Annotated in this window: 13 protein-coding genes; 8 read left to right on the forward strand and 5 right to left on the reverse strand. The window is 66.6% G+C overall.

Features of this window, described 5'->3' with window-relative positions; translation table 11 throughout:
* Positions 1-503: 503 nt before the first annotated feature.
* The 8 genes from ACYCTF_RS11020 to prmB all read left to right on the forward strand — a co-directional run bounded on the left by ACYCTF_RS11020 (position 504) and on the right by prmB (position 10453).
* On the forward strand, positions 504-1430 hold the full coding sequence (locus ACYCTF_RS11020; protein WP_461283536.1) for a phosphate/phosphite/phosphonate ABC transporter substrate-binding protein: 927 nt from the start codon (positions 504-506) through the stop codon (positions 1428-1430).
* Between the two features lie 29 nt (positions 1431-1459).
* Positions 1460-2542: a substrate-binding domain-containing protein gene (locus tag ACYCTF_RS11025; protein ID WP_461283535.1), complete on the forward strand. Its 1083-nt coding sequence runs from the start codon at positions 1460-1462 to the stop codon at positions 2540-2542.
* 401 nt (positions 2543-2943) lie between these two features.
* Positions 2944-3816: a phosphate/phosphite/phosphonate ABC transporter substrate-binding protein gene (locus ACYCTF_RS11030; protein WP_461283534.1), complete on the forward strand. Its 873-nt coding sequence runs from the start codon at positions 2944-2946 to the stop codon at positions 3814-3816.
* 260 nt (positions 3817-4076) lie between these two features.
* A complete protein-coding gene (locus tag ACYCTF_RS11035) occupies positions 4077-6293 on the forward strand; it encodes a phosphoketolase family protein (protein WP_461283533.1) in 2217 nt (738 codons plus the stop codon).
* A complete protein-coding gene (locus ACYCTF_RS11040) occupies positions 6294-7628 on the forward strand; it encodes a four-carbon acid sugar kinase family protein (RefSeq protein ID WP_461283532.1) in 1335 nt (444 codons plus the stop codon).
* Positions 7629-7935: 307 nt separating this feature from the next.
* Entirely contained in the window at positions 7936-8145 is a 210-nt protein-coding gene (rpmE, locus tag ACYCTF_RS11045) for a 50S ribosomal protein L31 (protein WP_461283531.1), read from the forward strand.
* Between the two features lie 13 nt (positions 8146-8158).
* Positions 8159-9421 carry a malic enzyme-like NAD(P)-binding protein gene (locus tag ACYCTF_RS11050; protein WP_461283530.1) on the forward strand — a complete coding sequence of 421 codons (1263 nt, stop codon included), beginning with the start codon at positions 8159-8161 and terminating at the stop codon, positions 9419-9421.
* Positions 9422-9556: 135 nt separating this feature from the next.
* Positions 9557-10453: a 50S ribosomal protein L3 N(5)-glutamine methyltransferase gene (gene prmB, locus ACYCTF_RS11055; protein WP_461283529.1), complete on the forward strand. Its 897-nt coding sequence runs from the start codon at positions 9557-9559 to the stop codon at positions 10451-10453.
* Positions 10454-10515: 62 nt separating this feature from the next.
* On the opposite strand, the gene ACYCTF_RS11060 is transcribed toward prmB, so the two are convergent.
* From ACYCTF_RS11060 to ACYCTF_RS11080, 5 genes are all read right to left on the reverse strand, one after another.
* Positions 10516-10959, reverse strand: coding sequence for a DUF3617 domain-containing protein (locus ACYCTF_RS11060; RefSeq protein ID WP_461284870.1), 444 nt, complete (start codon positions 10957-10959; stop codon positions 10516-10518).
* 99 nt (positions 10960-11058) lie between these two features.
* Positions 11059-12726 carry an AMP-dependent synthetase/ligase gene (locus ACYCTF_RS11065; protein ID WP_461284871.1) on the reverse strand — a complete coding sequence of 556 codons (1668 nt, stop codon included), beginning with the start codon at positions 12724-12726 and terminating at the stop codon, positions 11059-11061.
* An 8-nt stretch (positions 12727-12734) separates the two neighbouring features.
* The gene (locus ACYCTF_RS11070; protein WP_461283526.1) at positions 12735-14759 is read right to left on the reverse strand and encodes a 3-hydroxyacyl-CoA dehydrogenase NAD-binding domain-containing protein; all 2025 of its coding nucleotides are present in this window, start codon (positions 14757-14759) and stop codon (positions 12735-12737) included.
* Positions 14756-16048: an acetyl-CoA C-acetyltransferase gene (locus ACYCTF_RS11075; protein ID WP_461283525.1), complete on the reverse strand. Its 1293-nt coding sequence runs from the start codon at positions 16046-16048 to the stop codon at positions 14756-14758. Before ACYCTF_RS11075 ends, ACYCTF_RS11070 begins: the two co-directional genes overlap by 4 nt.
* Complete coding sequence (locus ACYCTF_RS11080; RefSeq protein WP_461284872.1) at positions 16045-23046, reverse strand: FAD-dependent oxidoreductase; 7002 nt, start codon at positions 23044-23046, stop codon at positions 16045-16047. The genes ACYCTF_RS11075 and ACYCTF_RS11080 overlap by 4 nt, the downstream gene beginning before the upstream one ends.
* Between the last annotated feature and the right edge of the window lie 219 nt (positions 23047-23265).

Consider the following 23265-nt stretch of genomic DNA (forward strand, 5'->3'; position numbering starts at 1 on the left):
GGGGGTGAAATAACGATCAAAGTGTTCGCCCGGCGCACAAGCAGACCGGTGTCGGCTCCCCCTACGGTAATCCCGCGGGATCGATACCGGCCACCACATGGCCCTTATGGGCAAGCGCGCCGACAGGGATTCCGGTCGACGATGTCGGTGCGGCCGGCCGATACCCGTGCCATGAATGCGGGTATACGTTTAGCAAGCTCGAGGCGTACGCGATTTACACCGTCCGCCCCACCATACCCAACGGAGGCAACGGCGCCTGCGCCGTTGCCACGAGCGGGTGGACCACAAGCACGTTGGTCCTAAACATTCCGCGGCTACCGCCCCGAACCGCTCGTCTCGGAAAACTTATCTGGATCGCTTTCGGTCGCACGGCGCCCCCCGCACCCGAAGACGATTCGACGCGCCTCGCATAGAGCGCAAGGCAAATGTGCTGGCCCTTCGGCCAAGACCTGCTAAAGTTAGATTTTGGCCATATCGTCAATACGGGATGCGGGGATCAAGACATGAAATGCGAAAAATCGTGGGCGGTCCTGTGCGCCCTCATCGGGGCCACGGGGGTGATGCCTGTGGCGTTCTCAAACGCGCAGGCATCGGTTGTTTCGAACAAACCTTACCTGCTGGTCGCGGCGCCGCGCGAGACCGTGGCGCGTGGCCAGCGGGACTATGGGCCCATCGCCGCCTTTCTCACCAAGGTCCTTCATCATCAGGTGGTCTACAAGCATCCCAATGGCTGGCTTACCTATGAGCTTTGGATATGGAAAGATCACGCGGACATCTACTTTGATGGCCCGCAATTCGGGGCCTGGCGCCTCCATCATCTCGACCAGACCCTGGGGCCACGAATCCCCCAACCGCAGGACTGGCGGCTCTATACCTGGAAGGGCTCGTCCGTAAAGAATCTCAAAGATGCGGCGGCCGGCGCCATGCTGTGCGCCCCACCCGTGCCCAATTTCGCAACCCTTTGGGTAACGAGTCTTTTCCCAAACCCCGAGCGCCAGCCCTATATCCGCAACGTGCATGGGTGGAAGCGCATCTTCAAGGAAGTGGCCGATCATCAATGCACGCTCGGCGTGGGTCCGCGCCTCACCGTTCACTACCTGGACCCGAATGGCCAGAAGGTGACCATTCTGCGGCGTAGCCCCCACTATCCCAACCAGGCCTTCACAATCAGCCGGACACTTCCGAAAGACGTCCGCACCGCCATCGTGAACGCACTCTTGAGCCCGGAGGGAGAAAAGGCCATGATGCGATTGCGCAAACGTTTCGCACACGGTCGCCGCCTGGTCGCCGGGCATGCCAGCCAGTACCGAAACGTGGACCAGAGTCTTGACGCGCAGTGGGGCACGATCTATGCCTCCGGCATCGATCGCTACCTCAAGCAGGACGCTAAACGCGAAGGGTTCGTGGCCGATCAAAAGGTTGCTCCCTGACACACGGAAACCAATAATAGGGACGGAGCATGAAAAGAAATCAATGGAAAAAACTCCTGGGAGGAGTACTTCTCACCGCTGCAACGAGCTGTGCTTTTGCCAAAGCTATGCCCCAAGTGCCCGGGGCACCCGCCATCCATGGCCACCCGGTGGTCAACACCCCCAAGATGTTGATGTGGCCGCGTAACGCACGACCCGCGGCCGCCGACCTTACCGATCCGACGGCGGATTTGCTTTTCGATCTGCATGGCAGCATCGAAAAAGGTGCGTGCCGCAAGATCGATTTGGTGGTGTCCACCGAGGGCAACTACCACATGGCGCTCAACACCCTCTGGCACAAAGTACTGCTGCCGCGCTATGGAAGGACCATCCGCAGCTGGTACTATACGACGAGTCCGCCAGTGGCCTTCCCTCAGCTCATGCATCACGATGACCTGAGCTTCGGCAATTTCTACCTGCATTGCCGCCCTGAGGTCGCCATCGCGGCGCCGCGGCTCATTCATAAACTCGAGGTCCACGGATTCACGGAAGGCAAGCCACTGGCGCTCATGAAGAGCCGCGGCAACGTCCTGCTCGTAAAGCACGGCAACCCCCTACATATCCACAGCGTGTGGGATCTGGGTCGGCCGAACGTGCATCTCGTCACCCCCAACCCCTACAACGAGCCCGGCGCCTTCCTGAACTACGCGAGTACGATCTATGAGATCGCCAAACACGATCCGCACCCGCCGAAGGGCTGGACCGCGAATCGCTTGTTCAACGCGATCTTCAACAGCCGCGTGAAGGACAAGTGGCTGATCGGAGCGCGTATTCACCACCGCGATGAGCCGTGGTCGGTGGCCTACGGCAAGGCCGATGTGGCGGTCATCATGTACCAGCTCGGCAAGTACACGGAGAACGTGTTCCCGCACGTCTTCACGCTGGTCCCGCTCGGCGGCACGGTCTCCGACCCGCGACCGCTCCCGGGTAACGAGACCGATACCACGTACCTGATCCGGATCAAGGGACGCTTCACGGCCCGCCAGCGGGCAGCGCGTCGGGACTTCATCAAAACCCTGGAGTCGCCCATCTTCACGCGCATCCTGAACCAGGACGGGCTGCGCCGTCCGTAAGGGGCTCTAGGGAGCAGGACGGCCCCCGCCGTCCTGCGTGGGGCGCACGAGCCAATTTCCCCACGGCTCGTGCGTCCTTTTTTTTGGGCTTCGCCCTGCGGACGGAAGATCCCCGGCATTGCAGCCGGGCCTAAGGGCCACAGGCCACTTCTGCCACAGCGCATCAAAGACCAGAGGGCGCCCCGAGAATCCTAGACCCGCGAGAGCGCCGCCGCTCTCTTTAAGAGCCGGGAGTGGCTCCAGGCGCGCTGCGCGCGCCTGCGGGGACGGCCCTGGCTCTTCGGCGAAGAGCTGCTAAGGTTAGTGGCTCAGGCCTCCCGGCCTCTCAAGACGAGCAACGCAGTATTGGGAGTAAAGAATTGATAAGGCACAGTAAATTGCGGTGGACCCTGGGGGCGCTTATGGCGGCCGCGGCATCGGCGACCGTCCTCCCGTGCGGCGCCCAGGCGGCGGTGGCGTCGGGCAAACCTTACGTTCTCGTAGCGGCGCCGCGCGAGACCGCGGCGCGGGGACAGCGCGACTACGGCCCGGTGGCCGCCTACCTCACCAAGGCCCTCCATCATCCCGTGGTCTACAGGCACCCGAATGGCTGGCTCACCTACGAGCTTTGGATATGGAAGGATCGCGGCGACATCTACTTCGACGGCCCGCAGTTCATCTCGTGGCGCCTGCACTACCTCCACCAGACCCTCGGGCCGCGCGTGCCGCAAACGCAGGACTGGCGCCTCTATACCTGGAAGGGTTCGCCGATTAGGAATCTTGAGCAAGCGGCCACCGGCGCCGTGCTCTGCGCGCCGCCCGTGCCGAACTTCGGGACGCTCTGGGTGACGGGTCTCTTCCCGAACCCAGCCCGTCAACCCTATATCCATAACATGCATGGCTGGAAGCGGATCTTCAAGGCCGTGGCCGACCACCAATGCACGCTCGGCATAGGCCCGAAACTGAGCCTTCATTACCTGGACCCCCAGCACAAGAAGGTGACGATCCTGCGGCGCAGCCGCCCCTTCCCCAACCAGGGGTTTTCGCTAAGCGCCAAGCTCCCCGAGAGTGTGCGCGCGGCCATCGTGCGCGCCCTCTTAAGCCCGGCTGGGGAGCGGGCCATGACGCGCTTGCGTAAACGGTTCGCGCATGGCCAGCCGCTCGTTGCGGGGCATGCCAGCCAATACCAGAACGTCGATACGGGCTTGAGCGCGCAATGGGGCACGATCTATGCGTCCGGCATCAGCCGCTACCTGAAGCAAGACGCCAAGCGCGAAGGCTTTGCTTCTGATTAAGGGCCTGCGCCCCGACACGCCGAAACCCGACCAGGCGCCGGTCGGGGGTGGGGCGGCCACCAGAAGGTTGCGAAGAACCTAAGGGTCGCCCACCATCTGGCGCATGCTGAGCCCTGAACGACGGCGCTGCCCATAAAGCACCCACGCGCGCACGCGTCGATATCCCCGCGGTTCGTGCGCCTTTTTTCTGGGCTTTGCGCCTTGCCTCGCACCGCGTCTCTCCTTAAAGTAGCATCTCCCTTCAAGGCCCGAGACTGTTCATGACCTCAAAGAGCGCTTCCTCACCCGCCGCGCCCGCTTTCTGCGCCGGGATGCTTTCCTTCGGCGCGCCGTGGCCCGATTTCGCGACCCTGGGTTCGCGCCCTGCCATACCCGAGAACGCCCGAGCGATCAAGGACGCGAGCTCCAAAGAGGCCGCCTATCAGACCTTGCTCATGGCCGACGCCCTGCGCTACGTCACGCTTCAGATGTGCGCGTCCAAGGCCTCCGGCCATCCAGGAGGCTTCGCGTCCAGCGCCGAGGCCTACGCAGCCTTCGTCATGCTCGGGCACACGCATATCGTCACCGAGGTCGGGCACCACGCGCCGGGCTTCTATAGTGCAATGTTTCTGGATGGATCGTTGGAATCGCTCGGTATCCGTACCATGGCCGACCTCATGGGGCGCTTTCGCGAACAACACGGCCTGCTTGGCCACCTATCCGGAGCGATCCCGGGAATACTGGCCCCCGCGGGCCCCCTGGGCCAGGGCCAGCACTTTGCCATGGCAGGCGCCCTTCTGCATCCGGGCCTGCTGTTTCCCGTAACGATAGGCGATGGCGGACTCGGCGAGCCTTATATCTTGAGCGCCATCAAACACTTTCACACGAGCTACCCGGCGGCTACGAATTTCCTGCCCACGCTCGTCTGGAACGGCTTTAGTCAAGAGCACCACTCTATGGTGTCGGAGCTTTCCAACGACGATATGCGTCGCTACTTCGAGGCCCACGGCTTCGGGCGCGTAATCCTGGTCGACGCCAAGGAGTTCGACGACGCGGGCCAGGCGGGACGCTACGTGGATTCGACCCGGTTTTCCTTCGCTCACCGCCTGGCCTTTGGCCAAGCGGTGCTCACCGCCGCCGACGAGGCCGCGCGCAGCGCGCTTGGCGGGACGCTCACGGCGCTCATCATAAAGCAGCTGAAGGGGGCGGGCGTCCATGCCCATGGGGCAAAATCCCATAACCTCTACCCGGGCGACACGCTGGATAAGCCGCACATCGAGGCGGCATTGGCGGCGCGCGCCTTAAGTCCCGACGCATGGGGCTTGGTACGCGAGAACTTCAAGCGCGCGGGTGGTGGTCCGGCGGCTCAAACGGTGGTGACGGAGCGCGTGCTCGAACTGCGCGATCTCGGGGCCTTTCCGGTCAAGGAATATGGCCTGACCGAGAAGGCGGTGTCGTCCACGGCGGTCGGGGCTCTGGTCGCATGGCTGGGCGGCCAGGACTCACGGTTCGTCGTCACCAACGCCGACGGCAACGAGGCCTCGGGGCTCAAGAACATCAACGACGCACTGAAAATCCGCCACCCGACCGCGGACCCCATCTATAACCAGGAACCTGGGGGGCAGGTCTATGAGCCCCTGAGCGAGGACGCGTGCGCGGGCTTGGCCGCTGGGCTTGCCCTCTTCGGCAGCCGCAGTCTCTGGCTCTCCTATGAGTCCTTCGCCATCAACGGGTGGCCCATCTACCAGACCGTGACCCAGGCCATGGCGGAGTTGAGACGCCGCACACCGTCGGCCGTCTGCTTGTTTACCGCGGGCGCCCTCGAACAGGGACGCAATGGCTGGACCCACCAACGGCCGGAGATCGAGAACTACATCGCAGCCCAGATGCGGAACGGCAACGTCTATCTGCTGTTTCCCCCCGACGCCAACGCCGCGCAAGCGGCCTACGAATACGCGGCGACCAGCTGGAACAAGGGCATGGCCATCATCGCCTCCAAGAGCCCGCTGCCGGTCTACATGACCATCGAGGCGGCGCGGCGGGCGGTGCGCGAAGGCGCCGCGGTCCTCTACGAGGGCCCGGAGGGGCGCCGCGGCCGCGTCGTGTTGGCGGCGGCCGGGGATATGATCCTGCTGTCGGTGTTCACCGCCAAGGAACGGCTGGAGGCCGAGGGTTTTGGTGTGCGCATAGTGGCCGTGGTCAACCCGCGACAATTGTATCGGCCTTCGGATGTGGCCGCCGCAACCGTCGCCGAACCCGATCACGGCTTCATGGCGGACGCGCCGTTTTCGCGGCTCTTCGACGGCGACCGTTTGGTGGCGGTCAGTGGCGGGCCCTCGGGCGCGCTTGAGCCCGTGCTGTTGCGCACAAAAACCCCGCGGCGCGCTACGCTCGCCTGGAGGCGCGGTGATACCACCGCCTCACCGGGGGAGCTCCTGGACTATAACGGACTCGACGCGGGCGGCATCACAGCCCAGGTCTTGGCGATGGACGAATAGATGGGTGCGCAAGGCGCCTGGGTGCGCAAGGTCATCGTTTTGGATGACGACCCGACCGGATCGCAGACCGTCCATTCCTGTCTTCTGCTCATGCGTTGGGACACGCTCACGCTGAAGAGGGCCCTGCGCGCCGAAAGCCCGCTCTTCTTCATCCTCACGAACACCCGGAGCATGGGACCCGACGAGGCCGCCGACACGGTGCGCGCGGTGTGCCGGAACTTGCGCACGGCGCTCGATGAGCTGGTCCGCGAAGGAGTGGCGATACGACCCATCTTCGTCAGTCGCTCGGACTCAACCTTGCGGGGCCATTACCCGGTCGAGACCGACGTCATGGCCGAGGAGCTGGGCCCCTTCGATGCCCACTTTCTCATTCCGGCATTTTTCGAGGGCGGGCGCGTGACGCGTGGCGGGCGCCACTATATTTTGATGGATGGGGTCCCGGTTCCCGTGCACGAGACCGAGTTCGCGCGTGACACGGTCTTCGGCTATCACAACAGCGATCTGCGCGAATATGTCGAGGAAAAGACCTCCGGGCGCATCGGCGCCGATGAGGTGGCGCTCTTTACGCTAGCGGATGTGCGTGCCGGCTGCGGCGCGCACCTCAAGGAACTTTCCGGCAACGCCTGTTGTGTGGTCGACGCAGTCCAGCAAAGCGACCTCGATCAGTTCACCCGCGATGTCTATGAGGCCGTCGATGCCGGGCAGCGTTTCCTGTTCCGCAGCGCAGCAAGCCTGCTTACGTCGCTTGCGAACCTCCCCCTTCAGCCAGTCCCTCCGGAAGCGATGTCGGGCTATGCGCGCGCTGCCGTAGGGGTGGTTGTGGTCGGCTCGCACGTGCGCAAGACCACCGAACAGTTGAGCGAGCTGATGCACGAACCGGACGTGTGGGCGGTTGAGATCGACGTCGACCGCGCACAGAGGGCGGATGGCGCCTTCGTGGCCCAAATCCTAGGCGAGATCGACGCCGCACACGCCGCCCACAAGACCGCGATCCTCTTCACGAGCCGCACGGAGCGCCAGTTCGTGGACCGTCAAGAGCGCCTGCGGTTTGGGGTAGCGGTGTCGAGCTTCCTGATGCGCATCGTACAATCCCTGCCGGAGACCACAGGCTTTCTGATCAGCAAGGGCGGGATCACATCGAATGACGTCTTGAGCACGGGGCTTGCCCTGGACAGCTGCGAGGTCGTAGGCCAGATCCTCCCCGGCTGCTCCGTGGTCTGTTGCCCCGAGGATCATCCGCGGCACCCGCTGATGCCGGTGGTAATCTTCCCCGGTAACGTCGGTGACGCCCAGGCCCTGAAGACCGCTTACCGGCGCATGATCGGCCGCTTCTAAATCAGGGCTGACCGGCCACCCCACTCCCTCGCCTAAGCGCCCCACAGCCCAGGCCCGATGCTCTGCCGGACCGTTGGGCGTCAGATGAGGGGCGGTATGTGAGGTCCACGCGGGAGCCGCCCTGAGGGGAGGGGGATTGCCGAGCAGGAAACGGCTTATCGGGTCGTATCCCTCCGACGCCCCGGTGATTGCATGCGCGCCCATGCCCCCTTATCGTGGCGGCCAAGACCGGGGCTTGCACAGACCCGCGGTTTTCCTTATAGTGCGCGGTCTTTGTATCAGCATAACGCCCTTGCCGAGGCGCAACATGAAAGCCGATATCCATCCCGAATACCAAACCATCACGGTCACGTGCGCGTGCGGGAGCGTCTTCAAGACGGGTTCCACGCTCGGCCATGACCTAGCCGTCGAAGTCTGCTCCGCTTGTCATCCGTTCTACACGGGCAAGCAAAAGATCGTCGACAGCACCGGACGCGTCGAGAAGTTCCGCCAGAAGTACGGCCTGCGCAGCAAGTAAGCGTGGACTCGGCATGACGGAGAAGGCACGAGAAGCGGCGCTCTCGTATCATGCCGCAACCCCCCCGGGCAAGATCGCGGTCGTAGCGACGAAACCGTGCGAGACGCAGGACGACTTGGCGCTTGCCTACACGCCTGGTGTCGCAGAGCCCGTGCGCGCCATCGCCGCCGACCCCGAAAACGCCTACCGCTACACCGCCAAGGGCAACCTGGTGGCGGTGGTGAGCGATGGGACCGCGGTGCTGGGCCTTGGGAACGTCGGGGCACTCGCCTCGAAACCGGTGCTCGAGGGTAAGGGCATCCTGTTCAAGCGGTTCGCGGACATCGATGTCTTCGATCTCGAGATTAAGGCCACCTCCCCGGAACAATTCATAGAGATCGTCGCCGCGCTTGAGCCGACCTTCGGGGGCATCAACCTCGAAGACATCGCCGCGCCGGCCTGCTTTGCCATCGAAAAGGCCTTGAGCGAGCGCCTGTCGATCCCGGTCTTTCATGACGATCAGCACGGAACGGCCGTTATTGTGTGCGCGGGACTACTGAATGCCCTCGAACTCCAGGGAAAATCCCTGAAGACCGCGCGCATCGTCTGTCTCGGCGCAGGCGCCGCCGGCATCACGTCCATGCGGCTCCTCATGAGCTTGGGCGCGGCTGCGGAGAACATCATCCTGGTCGATAGCCGCGGCGTGGTGCACAGCGAGCGCACCGACCTGAACGACTATAAGCGCCCCTTCGCCCATGTCACGCCACTTCGAACCCTGCGCGAGGCAATGGCGGGCGCGGATGTTTTTGTCGGCGTGGCGGCGGCGGATCTCGTGGACGCACCCATGGTGCAGAACATGGCGGCGCGCCCCATCGTGTTCGCGCTCGCCAATCCGGTCCCGGAGATCCTTCCCGAGGTGGCCCATGCCGTGCGCGCCGACCTCGTCATGGCCACCGGCCGCTCAGATTATCCCAACCAGGTGAACAACGTCCTGGGCTTTCCGTTCATATTCCGCGGGGCGCTCGACGTGCGCGCCCGGACCATCAATCAGGCCATGCAGCTTGGCGCCGTACATGCCCTGAGCGCGCTTGCGAAGGAGCCGGTACCGGCCGAGGTCCTGCAGGCCTACCGTATCGATCAGCTGGCCTACGGTGCGGATTATTTCATACCAAAGCCTCTCGACCCACGCCTGCGTGAGCGCGTGCCACCGGCCGTCGCGCAAGCCGCCATCGACACCGGGGTCGCGCGCGCCCCCTACCCCAAGCACTACCCGCCCCGCCCGGATCGATCAAGCTGATCGCGACTGCGTCACAATCCAATAGGGACGCAATGGCGTGGCGAATCGGCATAAATACAAACCCTTTAAGGAAGACCCCCTGAAGAACCCGAGCTGGGGCCTGGCGGTCGCACACCGGGACCGGGTGGGTCCTTGATGGCCTACGGCGCCCCCCGCACGATCCGCGACCACGTCCTGTACGTAGAGCGCCGACTCAAGGCCACGCATGTGGCCTTTGGACACGGGACCGAGGATGCCCGCGATGAAGCGGCATGGCTCGTATCCGGCGCCCTGAAGATCGCGCCGAACAGACTTACGGCGAAGCTCGCCGAGATCCCCGGCCGCAAGGCCGTGGCGCGCATCCGCAGCCTCTTGGCCGCGCGTATCCGGACCCGCCAGCCGCTCGCTTACCTGCTTGGCGAGGCCTGGTTCATGGGACGCCGCTATCTCGTCGACCCGCGCGTCATCGTGCCGCGATCCCTGATCGGGGAATTCTTGCCCGAAGACGGGGCCTCGCCGCTCGCGGATATCGACATCCGCTCCATCCTCGATCTCTGCACGGGCAGCGGGGCCATCGCGATCGCCGCGGCCCGCGCCTTCCCGGGGGCACAGGTCGACGCGGTCGATATCTCGCAAGACGCGCTCAAGGTCGCGGCGCGGAATGTCCGTCTCCACGGCCTCGGCAACCGGGTGAGGCTCATCGCCTCGGACCTCTATAGCGGACTCAGGGGACGGCGTTACGACCTGATTTTGAGCAACCCGCCCTATGTCTCTGCGGCCGAGATGGCATCGCTGCCGCAGGAATACCGCAAGGAACCCGCCTTGGCACTCGAGGCGGGCGCCGACGGACTGGATCTGGTGTTACCCATACTCCAGCAGGCGCCGGAACATCTCACGGATGACGGGCGCCTGGCCCTCGAAGTCGGGGCAAGTCGCGCGGCCCTCGAGAACCGCTTCCCCGACCGGCCCTTCCTGTGGCTCGCCTCCGCCGACGACGAATGCGTCGGCTACTGGCATAGAGAAGATCTTGAAGACTTCGCGGGCGACGAATAGCGCCTCTTGCACCCGATGGGGACGCAGGCGCAAAAACTTTGCCGCCTGCCAGCACCGCGGCCTTATCCGCCGCCCTTGCAAGGACCCGTCCGCACACCCGTGATGCGCTGATGCTCGGTCACATTGCCCAAAGCCGTAGTGACGATCGCGCGGGTATGGCCCGCGAAGCTGCGGCCCCCGGGACCCAGACGTAGCCGCGCCGAGATATGCACGCGGATCGCCCCCTGCCCCCCTGCCTGGCTCAGGCGACACACCTCGCTCACGGTGACCAAATTCCCCTGGACGCTCACCGGGCCATCCATCCGGCAATGGCTGCCCTCGTTTTGCAGGATCTTCCGCGCCGTGATGTGGCCCCCGCGCAGACACGTCGAGTAATGCATGGGGCCACCCGGCGCACGCGCCGTCATGCGCCATTCGCCGGCCGCGATCTGCGGCGCCTGGGCCCAGGTCGCCACAGCCCACCCCAAGGCCCCGATTCCTAAGGCTATGCGTCCGATTTTCACCATGTCGTCGTTGCGCCGCTTTGAGGAGATAGAGAGATTAGGGAGCCGGACGCGGCCGCTGTCAAGGGCGACCGGCGGGCACAAGCGACCAGCGGGCGATCCTCAGCCATCGCGCCTGACGGCGTAGAGCCCGTCTATGGCCGCCCGGTAACGCTCCTCTATCCATTGGCGCCGGATCTTCAGGGTGGGCGTGAGAAAGCCGTTTTCGATGGTCCAAGGACCGTTGACGCGCAGCACATGGCAGATCCGGGTGTATCCTGGAAAGGCGTGGAGTTGCGCGTTGGCCCGATCGCAGAGGACGTTTTCCTCCTCTATGTCGCTTACAGCCAACAGTGCCAGGGCACCACGCCCCTCCCCGACCACCAGCGCTTGCTCGAAGGCCGGGTCCTGAAGAATGGCCTGCTCGACGTCCGCGGGTGCGACCTTTTCCCCGTTCGAGAGGACGATGATGTCCTTGGCCCGCCCGGTGAGATACAAGAGACCATTCTCAAGGCGCCCGAGGTCCCCGGTATGGAGGAAACCCTCGGCATCGATCACCTCGGCGGTGGCCTCGGGCTGATTCCAATATCCCTGCATGATGCTCGGACCCTTGACGCAGATCTCGTCGTTCAGGAAACGCAAGGTGAGGTTCGCAAGCGGCCGGCCCACGGAGGCCAGATCGCGATCGGCAAGACGCAGGCAGCTGATCACAGGCGCGGTCTCGGTGAGCCCGTATCCCTGCAGGAAACGCAGGCCCAAGCCCGTGAAGTAGGCAAGCAACCGCGGTGACGCGGGGGCGCCCCCCAGGAACACATAGCGCAGCCTTCCCCCCAGACGGCGCCGTACCGCGCGGCCGACCACGGCATCAAAGAGCCAGGTGGACAGCCGTTCGCGTCCACGGGCCCGTCCCTCGAAGACGGTCAAGCCCGCCGCAGAGGCGCGCGCCACGAGCCGCTCCCGCCGCGGCGACCCCTTCATCTCCTCCTGCATCTTGGCGTAGGTCCGCTCAAAGATCTTGGGCACGCTCACGAGGATGGTCGGCCGCATGTTCATGAGATCCGCGCCCAACTCGGAGATACCGCGCGAGAATACGGTCTCGGCGCCCATGGCCACGGCCACGAATTCCCCGACGGTGCGCTCGAGCATGTGCGACAAGGGCAGAAACGACAGGAAGCGGTGCGGCTCCGCGGCGATCTCGGGGATGGCCGCCAGCAAGGCCGCGACATTGGCGAGGATATTCCGGTGGCTCAACATGACGCCCTTGGGGCGGCCCGTGGTCCCGGAGGTGTAAACGATAGTAGCGAGGTCGTCCGGATCCGGCTCATGCGCCGGTGGTCGCGCCTTGCGGCCGGCCGCCAACCACTCGCCGAAGGGTACGACGCCGCGCACCTCCTTGAAGCTCACGATGCCCTGGAGTCCGCAGGCGAGGATTTCGGGGGCCGGCGGCCGATCGACGAACAGCCAGCGCACGCCGGCATCTTTCAGGCAATAGGCGATGTTCTCCGGGCGGTCATTGAAGAACAGGGGCACAACCGTAAGGCCCAGGGACAGCGCCGCGATGTCGCAGAACACCCACTCGGGGGCGTTGTAGGCGCAGATGCCCACGCGATCCCCGGGGCAAAGCCCGCTCGCCGCGAAGGCCGCCCGCACGCGGGCGACCTCACGCGCGGCCTCGCCCCAGCTCCAGGCGCGCCACCTTCGGCCATCATAGCCACGGTAGGCCGGCTCATCGGTGGTCGTGGCGATGCGACGGGCGAACAGCCCGCCCAGCGTAGCCGGGGTGTTCGGCATAGCACTCCTCATAGGTTGGCGGATCGACGCGCGAGGAGGTCCCCTTGCGACCAAGCGTCGTCGGGTGTGAAGCGCAGTCCGTGGCGCTGGGTCAATTCCAAAAGCCGGGCGCGTACCTCGACCGTCCCCAAGGCGGCGGCATAGCCCAAGGGCCCGCCACGAAACGGTGCGAAGCCCGTGCCATAGACAAGACCGATATCCACCATATCGGCATCAGCCACGATGCTCAGGCGCAGACAGCGCGCCGCCTCGTTCACGAGCCGCATGATGAGCCGCTCGCTTATGGCGGAGTCCGGCGGCAAGCGGCGCCGTAGCGAAAAGCGCCGTGGCCTGGGGTAGCTGTAAAAGCCCTGACCTGACTTCTTTCCGAGGGTGCCGGCCTCGACCTTGCGCGCAAGCAGCGCCGGAACCGGCATGTCGAGGGCCGCGCCCAGGGTCTGCGCCACGGCGAGGCAAACATCGAGCCCGACCGTGTCGGCCAGCGCGATAGGCCCCATTGGCATGCCGAAATCGGTGGCCGCATCGTCGATATCTGCGAGCGCCACGCCCTCTTCCGCGAGAGTGACGGCCTCGAGCAGATAAGGCATGAGGGCGCGGTTGACAAGAAAACCGGGCGAGCTTTTGACGTCCACAGGCAAGCGATCGAGACTGACAGCGAAGCTACGCATGGCGGCCAGCGTCACGGGCGCAGTCGCGGTCCCGCCGATCACCTCGATCAGGGGCATCTTGGCCACGGGATTGAAGAAATGTAGCCCGACAAGGCGCCCGGGCACGGCCAGCCCCACGGCGAGCTCATCCAGGGGCAGGCTGGAGGTGTTGGTGGCAATGATGGTCCGCTCGGCGACCTGTGCCTCGATCTGCGCAAAGAGCGCGCGCTTGGCATCGCGATCCTCGACGATGGCCTCGATGACGAGGTCAGCCCGCGACAAGGCGCCGCCGCGCATGTCCGGCATCAACCGGTCGCGTGCGGCCTCCGCAGCGCGGCCCTTCAGACGCTCGGCGAAGAGTCCGTGGGCTCTCTTGATGGCACGCGCGAGCACCTCCGGCGCGCGATCCTGAAGGCTCACATGGAAGCCCTTGAGGGCCGCCCACGCGGCGATGTCGGCGCCCATCACGCCGGCGCCCACCACATGCACGCGCCGGATCCCGTGGACATGTTCACGAGCGCGCCGCTTCAAGTCCTCCGCCACCTCGAATAAGTGCACGAGGTGGCGGCTTGCGGGGGTCACGAGCATCTCGGCGCACGACAGGGCCTCGGTCTCGAAGGGGGCTTGGCGCGCCCATAAGGATGCGATGCGGCAGGGGGCTGGATACTGACGGCAATCGACCTTCGCCTTCAGCCGCCACTGCATGAACGCGCCCAGGTAAGGCCGTAGAAACGGCGCCCCGGCCCATGCCTGGCGCCAGGACGGACGCGCCTTCGGTGGCACGTCGCGCACGAGCGCACGGGCGGCGGCGTCCAGGTGGCGCTCGGGCACGCACATGTCCACGAGCCCGAGGCTGCGGGCCCGGCGCCCCGACACGGCGCGCCCGCCGAGCATCAGGGAGAGCGCCGGCAAGGCCCCGATCAAGGCTGGCAGCCGCACGGTCCCACCAAAACCTGGGTGGATACCGAGCTTGACCTCGGGCAGGGCTAGGCTCGTGCGCTCATCGTCGCAGGCCACACGGTAGCTGCAAGCGAGCGCCAGCTCGAGGCCGCCGCCGAGACACGGTCCATGGATGACCGCGACCGACGGATAGGGGAGACGGGAAAGGCGCTCGAGAACCTTCTGACCTGCGCGCGTGAGCTCAGCGGCACGCGCAGCATCGAGGATGCGCCGAAATTCGTGGACGTCGGCGCCGACCACAAAACCCTCGGGCTTGCCCGACCGGATGAGCAGCCCACGCGCGGATCGCGTCTCGAGATCGGCAAGCGCCTGATCGAGATCGCCCAAGACCTCGCTCGACAGCACATTGTGGCGTCGGCCCGGCACATCCAGGACGAGTTCGATGATGTCGTCCTGCTCGGAAATTGTCCAACTCTTGCCGGTCATGATGCGCCGCCTCCCCGTATGAGCATAGCCCCGCCCTGGCCCCCGCCTATGCATAAGGTCGCAAGCCCGAGTGCCCCCGGTTCGTCGCGCAAGGAGCGCGCCAGATGCAAGACCAGCCGCGCGCCGGTGGCGCCGACCGGATGGCCAAGGGCCACCGCGCCGCCATGAGGGTTCAGGCGCGCGGGGTCGATCGCACCCAAGGGGGCATCGAGCCCGAGCTCGTCCCGGGCGTAGGTCTGACTCGCGAACGCCGCCTGGCAGGCCAGCACCTGCGCGCTGAACGCTTCATTCAGCTCCACATGACGCAGGTCCCCGATACCCAGCTTATGGGCGCGCAGCAGCTTGGCGGTGGCATGCACAGGCCCAAGTCCCATCTGCGCGGGATCCACGCCGGCCCAGGCGTGGTCCACGATCTCGGCCAACACCGGGAGGTGGTGGTGGCGCACCATGGCCTCGCTCGCCAGGAGCACGACGGCCGCGCCGTCTGTGACCTGCGAGCTGTTACCCGAAGTCACGCTCCCGAAAGGCCGATCGAATACGGGCTTTAACCGCCCGAGTTTCTCGAGGTCGGTGTCAGGCCGCACCCCGTCGTCTTGGCCATAGCTGTCGGCGCGCGACCCATACAAAGGTTCGACCTCATCCCGCAAAAGCCCATCGGCCTGACTTGCCGTCGCCCGCTGATGACTCTGCAAGGCGTAACTGTCCTGCGCGAGCCGTCCTATATGAAAACGGTGCGCGACGATCTCGGCGGTCTGCCCCATGGAAAGGGACACCACCGGGTCGCGCAGGCCGAGCAGCAGCGAGAAGACCGGGCGTAAGTGGCCTAAGCGAAAATCCGCGAGCGCGCGCAGGCGCCGGGACGGGGTCTTGGCGCGATACAGGCGCGCAAGCCATCGGCTCATGGCCATATTCCACTGGATGGGGGCGCGGCTCATGGCCTCGGTGCCTCCGGCCAGCACCAGATGGGCCCGCCCCGCCCGAATATCGTCGTAAGCGCTTGCCACCGCCTGCAGCCCGGAGGCGCAGTTGCGCTGGACCGTGTAGGCGGGGACCGCGAAGCCCGTGCCGACACGAAGACCCACGATGCGCGCGATATTGGCCTCGTCGGGGGCGGCGATGACGCAGCCCAATATCACTTGGTCGATATCCTCCGCATCAAAGGGTTGACGCGCCAAGAGGGCGCGCGTAGCCGCCACCGCGAGATCCGCGGCGCTGAAAGGCCCGGGCTCATCGCGCGCCTTCAGGAATGGCGTCCGTGCCCCATCAACGATAAACACCTTGGCACTCATGTCGCCTCCTCCGTCCCCGTCGGCGCAAGCGCCGTCAACAAGGCCTCGACCCAGACCCCCACCTCGCCCACGCAGCGTACCACCGGCGGCGCCCCCGGACGCGTGTTAAAAATTGGCGCCTCCGCGTCACGATTGATGGCGATGATCTGGGTCTCAGGCGCGATACCGGCCAAGTGCTGCGGCGCCCCAGAGACGCCCAACGCGAACAGTAATCGCGGCGCCACCTGGAGCCCGGTCTGCCCGATCTGATGCTCAGACGACAAGATCCCGCTCTCCTGCACAAACCTGCGGGTCGCGCCGAAGGCGACCTCGCAGCCCATCATAGCCGAGAGCCGCGATTTAAGCCTCATCAGCTCTCTTTCGAAGAAGGCGGGGTCGGCCCCGCCGTGTCCCACATCGATCACCACCTCGGCTCCAGCAAGACCTGTGGCGCGGTGCCTATACAGGGCGCGCGCGAGGCCCCCCGGCCGTACGCGGGGAAGCGCCAGATCCTCCACGATACAGGCCCCCCCGCGCCCTGCGGCGCCCGTCGTGCTCGCGCGGGGGCCTGCCACCAGCACCGCGTGGTCGGGACAGGGGCTGAGCCATACGCTCCCACCGCGTTCACAGACCAAATCACCGCCCTGGGCGGCGACGACATCCGTGTAGAGGGGACGGCCGAGGCGTGAGGCCAAGGCCCCGGCGAGCGCCGCGTGTTCGGGCCCGAGAACGATACGAGCGGCCGGAGCCAGATGCTCGGCAAGCGGCGATGCGCAAGACGCCGCAGCCGCCGGCACGAGCAACCGAAAGAGCGGCATGTCCAAACCCTCGGGCGGTGCGTCGCCCCGATCTTGCGCGAGCCAGACTGCACCCACCGCGGGTCCAAGGCTGTGCGCGAGCGCCGCCGGACTACGTCCGAGCGCCCCGGACCCTGTCACCACCATCACCGGCGCAAGCCTGGCCGCGCCGGCGATGACGCGCGCCGCCTCGACCGGCGTGCCCCCAATCTGCGCAAAGACCCACGCCACGAGATCCTCGGGCCTTTCCATCGCGGCCGGTGCGCTAGGGGTGGTGGGCGCCGCAGGGCAGGCGCTCACCGCAGCGGATGCGAGCCGCCGTTCCTCCGGGGGGCTCTTCAAGGCCACGAGCCAATCTGTGATCGCGAAGTCGTCGCTGCGGCCGGTAGCGTCGAAGCGGCCGGATGCTAGGAGCGTGCGCCCATAGCCTGCGCGCACGCGCGCTCCGTGGGCACGCCTCACGATATAGCCCCGACGGCCCGCCCCGGCGCAGCCGGCCACGCCATCGATGAATGGAGCACCCAAGGCCCCAGCCAAGGCCGCCAGGAAGGCCGGTTCCTGGGGGCCTGCGAGCACCAGTGCGGGCCCAAGCGGCGCGACAAGAGTGGCCACGGCCGCGGGGTCCGCCAGGCCGCCCGTGGTCACGGCCAATGGATTGGCGCCGGCGGCGCGCAGCCGTTGCACGAGATCGGGACACGCCCCGGCGGTCAGGACCAGGGTCGTAAGACGTAGTGCGGGCTCGCGGTCACAGGCCTCCAAGGCCTGATCGAGCGCGGCGCGGTCGCCATTATCCAAGCGAATATCGGCGCCATCGGGATGCGCAATGTCGCGCAGGAGCACGATGATGGAGCCGGCGAGATCTTGAAGCGCGGGCACGGGTCGGGCACGCCGATCGGCCCGGCGATGGACGAGTGCCACCACCGCCTCCTCGTAGGCCGCACCCGCGCCGAACAAAGCGGCGACGGCACGCGCGCGGGCGGCGACACCCGCCTCGCAGGCGGACTCGAGGGCACGCAGAGGGCCCAGGAAGCGGTCATCGGCGCCCCGGGAGGCCAGCGCCAGGCGCCGCTCGACGATCGCCACCCATACATAAAGCTCGCCCACCCAGTCGACCACGGGAAACCAGAGGATCTGGGCGTCACCGTCGCTGCCTACGCGGGCCTTGAGTTCGGCGACGCGCGGGCGCACGAAATCCGCGAATGTCCGCAAAGCCCGATCGAGGGCCAGGCTTTGCGTCGCGTTCGTCTGCGCGAATCGTGCGAAAAGCGGCGCGAGGTCCTTCAACACAAGGAAGCGCTGGATCTCGTTGGTGCCCTCGTAAATATTGAGGATGCGGGCGTCGCGCCGCCACTTCTCGATCGGCTCCGAAACGGCGGCAGCCTGCGGACCGTGCTCGCGCTCGAGTGCGAGCAGCACGCGATGGAGGCCCTCGGAGGCCAGAAACTTGGAGAGCGCAGCCTCGATGCGGAAGTCCCCGCGGCGCAAATCAGCGCGGTCCATGAGGCCCACAAGCCGCGCGCCCAAGGTCCGCACCCGCTCATACTCGGAGCGCGCCACCAAAGCCACCTCGGAGCCGGCCTCGAAGCGATCCCCATAGTCATCGAGCAGACGCTCGAGGAGATTCGCAGCCCCGATCACGAGCCCGCCACGGCCTACGCTCAAGGTCTCCAGGGCGCTGACCTGCCCATGGCCTTCGAAGCCTATGATCCGGCTTACGCACACGCGCACCGACGATAAGGCGAGTTCGTTGGTGGGCGAGGCGCGCTGACCGAGCTTACGTTCGTCACGGCCGACCGCAAACCCCTCAGAGCGCCGCTCGACCATGAACCCGGTCTCGCCCCCCGGCGCCTGGGCATACAGACAGTATCGATCGGCGATCGAGCCGTTCGTGATCCACATCTTCGCGCCCGACAGTTCGAAGTACTCGTAGACCGGACCGTCCGGGCTGTCCACCGGCACGCCCCTGTCGTCATAGTCATGCATGACCCCCGAGTCCAACACCACCCGGCGGCGACCCTGCCCGGCATCCCAGGCACTGTCATCGAGACGTGCTAGGGCGCCGTCCGGGAGGCGGTAATGGACCCCAGCGTCCGTAAATTCGAGGCGCCGCTCATCCAGCAAGATCCGCGGCCCCTGCGCCGCATTGAAGCGCCAGAGACCGGCGACGTCGGGCGCAAGCGACGCGCGGGCGGGGCGCGCACGGGTAGTGACCGCCCCCGTATCGGAACCGGCCGAGGGTTCGGTGAGCGCAAACGCGCTGATCTCGCGGTGGGCCAAAAAACGCAGAAAGCGTTCATGGGCGGCTATACGCTCCGGGAGACGCGACCGCTCCTCGGCCAATCGCGCGGCGAACCGCGCAAGGCCTTCCTGCAGGCCCAGGGCGCGGGCCGCAAGCCCGTCCAGATCACGGGCACGGGCGGCGGCTACCAAGGCCTCGAAATCGCCAAGGAGGTCGCGGGCCAGGTACTTCAACACGGATCCGGGTTTCAGGAAGCGGGCCTTCACGAGTGCGGCCATGGCCTCGAGGGTCTTCTTGATAGCCGCCGACCGCGGACGCTCGCTCAAGGCGCGCAGCCTGCCTGCCGCGCGGCGTAGATCCTCGAATGCCCCCTCCGGGTGGTCGCCGAGCTCCTCGGCCAGTCGCGGGATGTCCTTTTGCAAGGCCAGCAAGACCGGCATGGTGCCGATGCTGGTGCTCGCCATGACCAAGAGGCCCACCGACGGGTCGACGCGGCCCATGAGGAGGCCCGCGAGGACCGCGTATTCGGCCTTGCTGAGCCCGCGCCCACCCAGGTTCTCGGGGACCACGGTGGCAAAGGCCTGGAAGTCCTTCAATCGCTCGACATCGGAGGCTGGCACCGCGTGGCGCTCATCAATGGAGCGGCCATACACCTTGCCCTCAGGGTCCCGGAAGCCGCCGCGCACGAGACGCAAGACCTGCGCGCGCATACGCCGGAGAGCGGGATCGGCGCGAAAATCCTCCGGCACGAACACCTCGGTTGCGCCCAGAACCTCGCCGGACAGGAAGGCCCCACTCCGGTAGGCAAAGGACGCAGTCGCGCGCGGCGCAATCGGCAGGCGCCCCGCAACTGCAGGCGCCCCGCTCGGGGGAGGGCTTTCGAAGAAGCCGTGGCGCAAAAACAAGGCCGCCTGCGCATCGTCGGGGCCCGTCCACAAGGTCCGTTCCCAAGCGCTGTAGGCGCGCCCGTCGAGACCCGCCGGCCACTGCGCGAGCACCATGGCGTCGCGGTAGCGATGGCTCAGGATGTCGTCCTCGGAGTAGGCGATGCCCCCGAACACCTGACCCGCGCACCAGGCGACGCCATCCTGAGACACGCCGAAGCGCTCCTTGAGGAGCGCGACTACGGCCTGCGGCTCGCGATCGCACCAGACGCGCAGGCGATGGGCGAGCATGAGCGCATACTCGATGACTGCGAGCAGGCGCTTGACCGCGCCGAACTTGATCACCGCGTCCGAACCGTCGTGATCGCGATAGCCACCAGCGAACTGAACGCGCGAGCGGGCGTGGGCCTCGGCTCGGACCCCGAGCGCCTCCCCATAACCTTCCATGAGCGCGATCAGATAACGCGCAAATAAGGCGTCGACGAGAAACGGCGCGCGCCGCGCGGCGGGGACGCGCACGCAGCGGGCGACGTCGAGCCCGACAGCCCGCGGGGCGCCAGCGGTCTTCAACGGCGCCGCACCCTGCCCCACATCGGCGCCGACGTCCGGGAACCACGCGGATAAGCGGTCGGGTTCGCGACAGAGATCGGCGGTGAGACGCGTGAGACGCTCACCGCGCCTGCCCTCGGCGAGCAAGTGATGCATGGCCACGAAGCCCAGTCCGGTGTCGTGTTCGGCCAAGGCCGCCAACCGATCCTCGGGGCGTGCCTGGCCGCAGCGCAAGAATCGCACGAGATCGACACGGTCATCCTCGACCCATGCCTCAGCCATCGCCGCCAGGCGCGAGGTCGGAAAGAGGGCGGCCGCCGCCTCGCGCAGGGCGCGCCTCGTATTCGTTTCGAGATCCGCAAGGCGCGCGCTCGGGCGCACTCGGGGGAGGCGATTCAAGAGCGCGTCGTGCACAGCCCCATGCGCGCCCCGCTCCCACAGCCGAAGCAGGCGCTCAGGACCCGGGGGGCGCGCCGCGATCAAGGCTTGGCGCATCGTTTCGCGAAACGTCGGACCGGGTGCTACCGGCCGCGCCGCAATGGCGGCCACGAGACCCCGCAGGGTCTCATCCTCTGGCAGAGCGGCGGAATCCACGGCGAGGTCGCAGGCTACACTTCCATCGCATTCGAATCGTTGTGCCCCCGGGAGCTCATAGATGAGCCCGTGACCGTCGGTGCGGCGCCAGTCCACAGTCGGGACCGCGATCCGACAAGACTCGCATTTTATGCAATTCTCGAACGTGGCCCACGCGCCGCCGGCAGCGCCTCCCGGTTTATAGACCTCGGCGGGACAGACGCGACGTAAGCGCTCGGCCGCGGCCTTCGGGAGGTCGCGCGGGACATGGATGTGACGCCGCTCCGGCAGCGGACGTCCCAAAGGGGCAAGCCATGCCATAGGGGAATCGGCCGGGCTTCCATCGAGGGTCAGACGCGCCCGCACGGCCCCTTCGGCGCGATAAAACGGCCTGTCTTTGAGGCGGGAGCGCCCGGTGGCCACCGCCATGGCCGCGTCGGCCGCAAAGCCCAGGCCCCCGGACGCGACAAGCCAGGCGCCGCGCGCCAACGCCCGCGCCGCAAGCGTCCGTACCCGTTCCGGGATGGCCACGGCGAGACGGGTCTCGAGCAAAGGCAAGGAACGGCCGTATAAATAACCCAGGCTGCGGGCGAGCGAGGCGAGGAATGGCCCATCGCTGTCGACCGGCGCCAGACGGCCGCCCGCGCCGCGCAGAAAGGTCACGGAAAGCGGCGGCGCGTCGGTGTGGGCCGCCGTGCGGGGCACCGAGGCGGCCGAGGCAAGCGTGGCGCGATCGCGCAGGACGGACAGGGCTGCGCGCGCGCAGGCCCGCGAGTGTGCCGCCCGGCCGGCCATCACCGAGCCCACCAGCGCGGGGAGATGCTCGAAGATGAGCGGACTTGCGTGCAGGGCCTCGGGCCAGGCGGCGGCGAAACGGGCGTTGCGGTATTCGACACTCCGGCGCAGCCGGCCGCCATAGGACTCAGCCAAGGCCGCCGCCGAATAATCGCCGCGCGTGCGCAGATCGAGCACCGCGTCGGCAAAGGCGACTCCCGACATGGCCGCCGGCCCCATGAAATTCGGGTAAGGAAATTCGAGCCCGAGCCCCAGGGAGGCACCTCCCACCGCGAGCCCGTCATAAACGCCCACCACCCCTTCGCCCAAGCCCCCCGAGCGTATCACCTTGGCCCCATAGGCCACCTGAGTGGCGCCCTCGAGCAAGGCCGCGACCTCCGGCAGGCGCAGAAAGCGCCGCAAGAGCTGAGGGTGGTCAACGGGACTATCCTCGGCGAGACGATCGAGCGGGAGCACGAGACCCACCGACACGCTATCGCGATTTGTGTACACGAAACCCGTGGCATCCAAAGGCACCGTGCGCCCCTTCCAGACGCCGTTGCGCAACAACCATTCCTGAGCAATGCCCTCACCCGCACCGACGCCGAAACGCGTCTCGATGTCGGCTTCGGGCAGGGCGAAGACGGCCTTGATCCCCTGGGCATAATGCACGATCGGGCGCTCCAGCCCGGCGCGCGCGAGCAGGCCCGCGGCATCCCCCTCGGCCAGGAATACGCAAGGCGCCTCGATCGGTCCGCGCGCGGTGTCGACCCCGACTACGCGTCCGTCCCGAAACCGCAGGCCCGTAGCCGCGGTACGCGGCAAGAGCGTGGCCCCGCACGCGATGGCGCGACTCGCCAGATAGCGATCCAGCTTGGGACGCAGCACGGTCCAGGCCTCGCCGTAGTCGTTGCCCATCACCGCCCGCGCCTCGAACCCGGCGCAGCCGTCACCCCCGTGGATGAACAGCGAGCGCCCAACGATGCGCCGTTCACGAGGCGCGCGGTCCCATTCGCGGGCGCCCAGGACGTCTTCACGCAACAAGGGTTCGGCGTGATAGACGCCGCCTGACCAATTCTCCGCGCCGGCGAATTCCGCGCCTTCCAGCACCAGCACGCGCACACCGGCGCGCGCAAGCCGTAAGGCCGCGCTTATGCCGGCCGGTCCCGCGCCTACGATCACAACCTCGGGTCCCTGGCCCATAGGCCCTCCTGCCTCCAGTATAGACCCGCTGCCGATCCACCATGGTGCGCGGCGCTCCCCAAGCACCGGGGCACAAGGGCGGCCCGGAGCGGTCGACAGTCGCGGGGGCGCGGGCCCGAGCCGGGGGAGACCCGCGGCTTGCGTCGGATGAGGGCCGGCGGCAAATGGCGTTAAGCTCGCACGCCTAGACTCATCACGGAGGATGTCATGCCCGGAACA

It is taken from the genome of Acidiferrobacter sp., assembly GCF_054609335.1.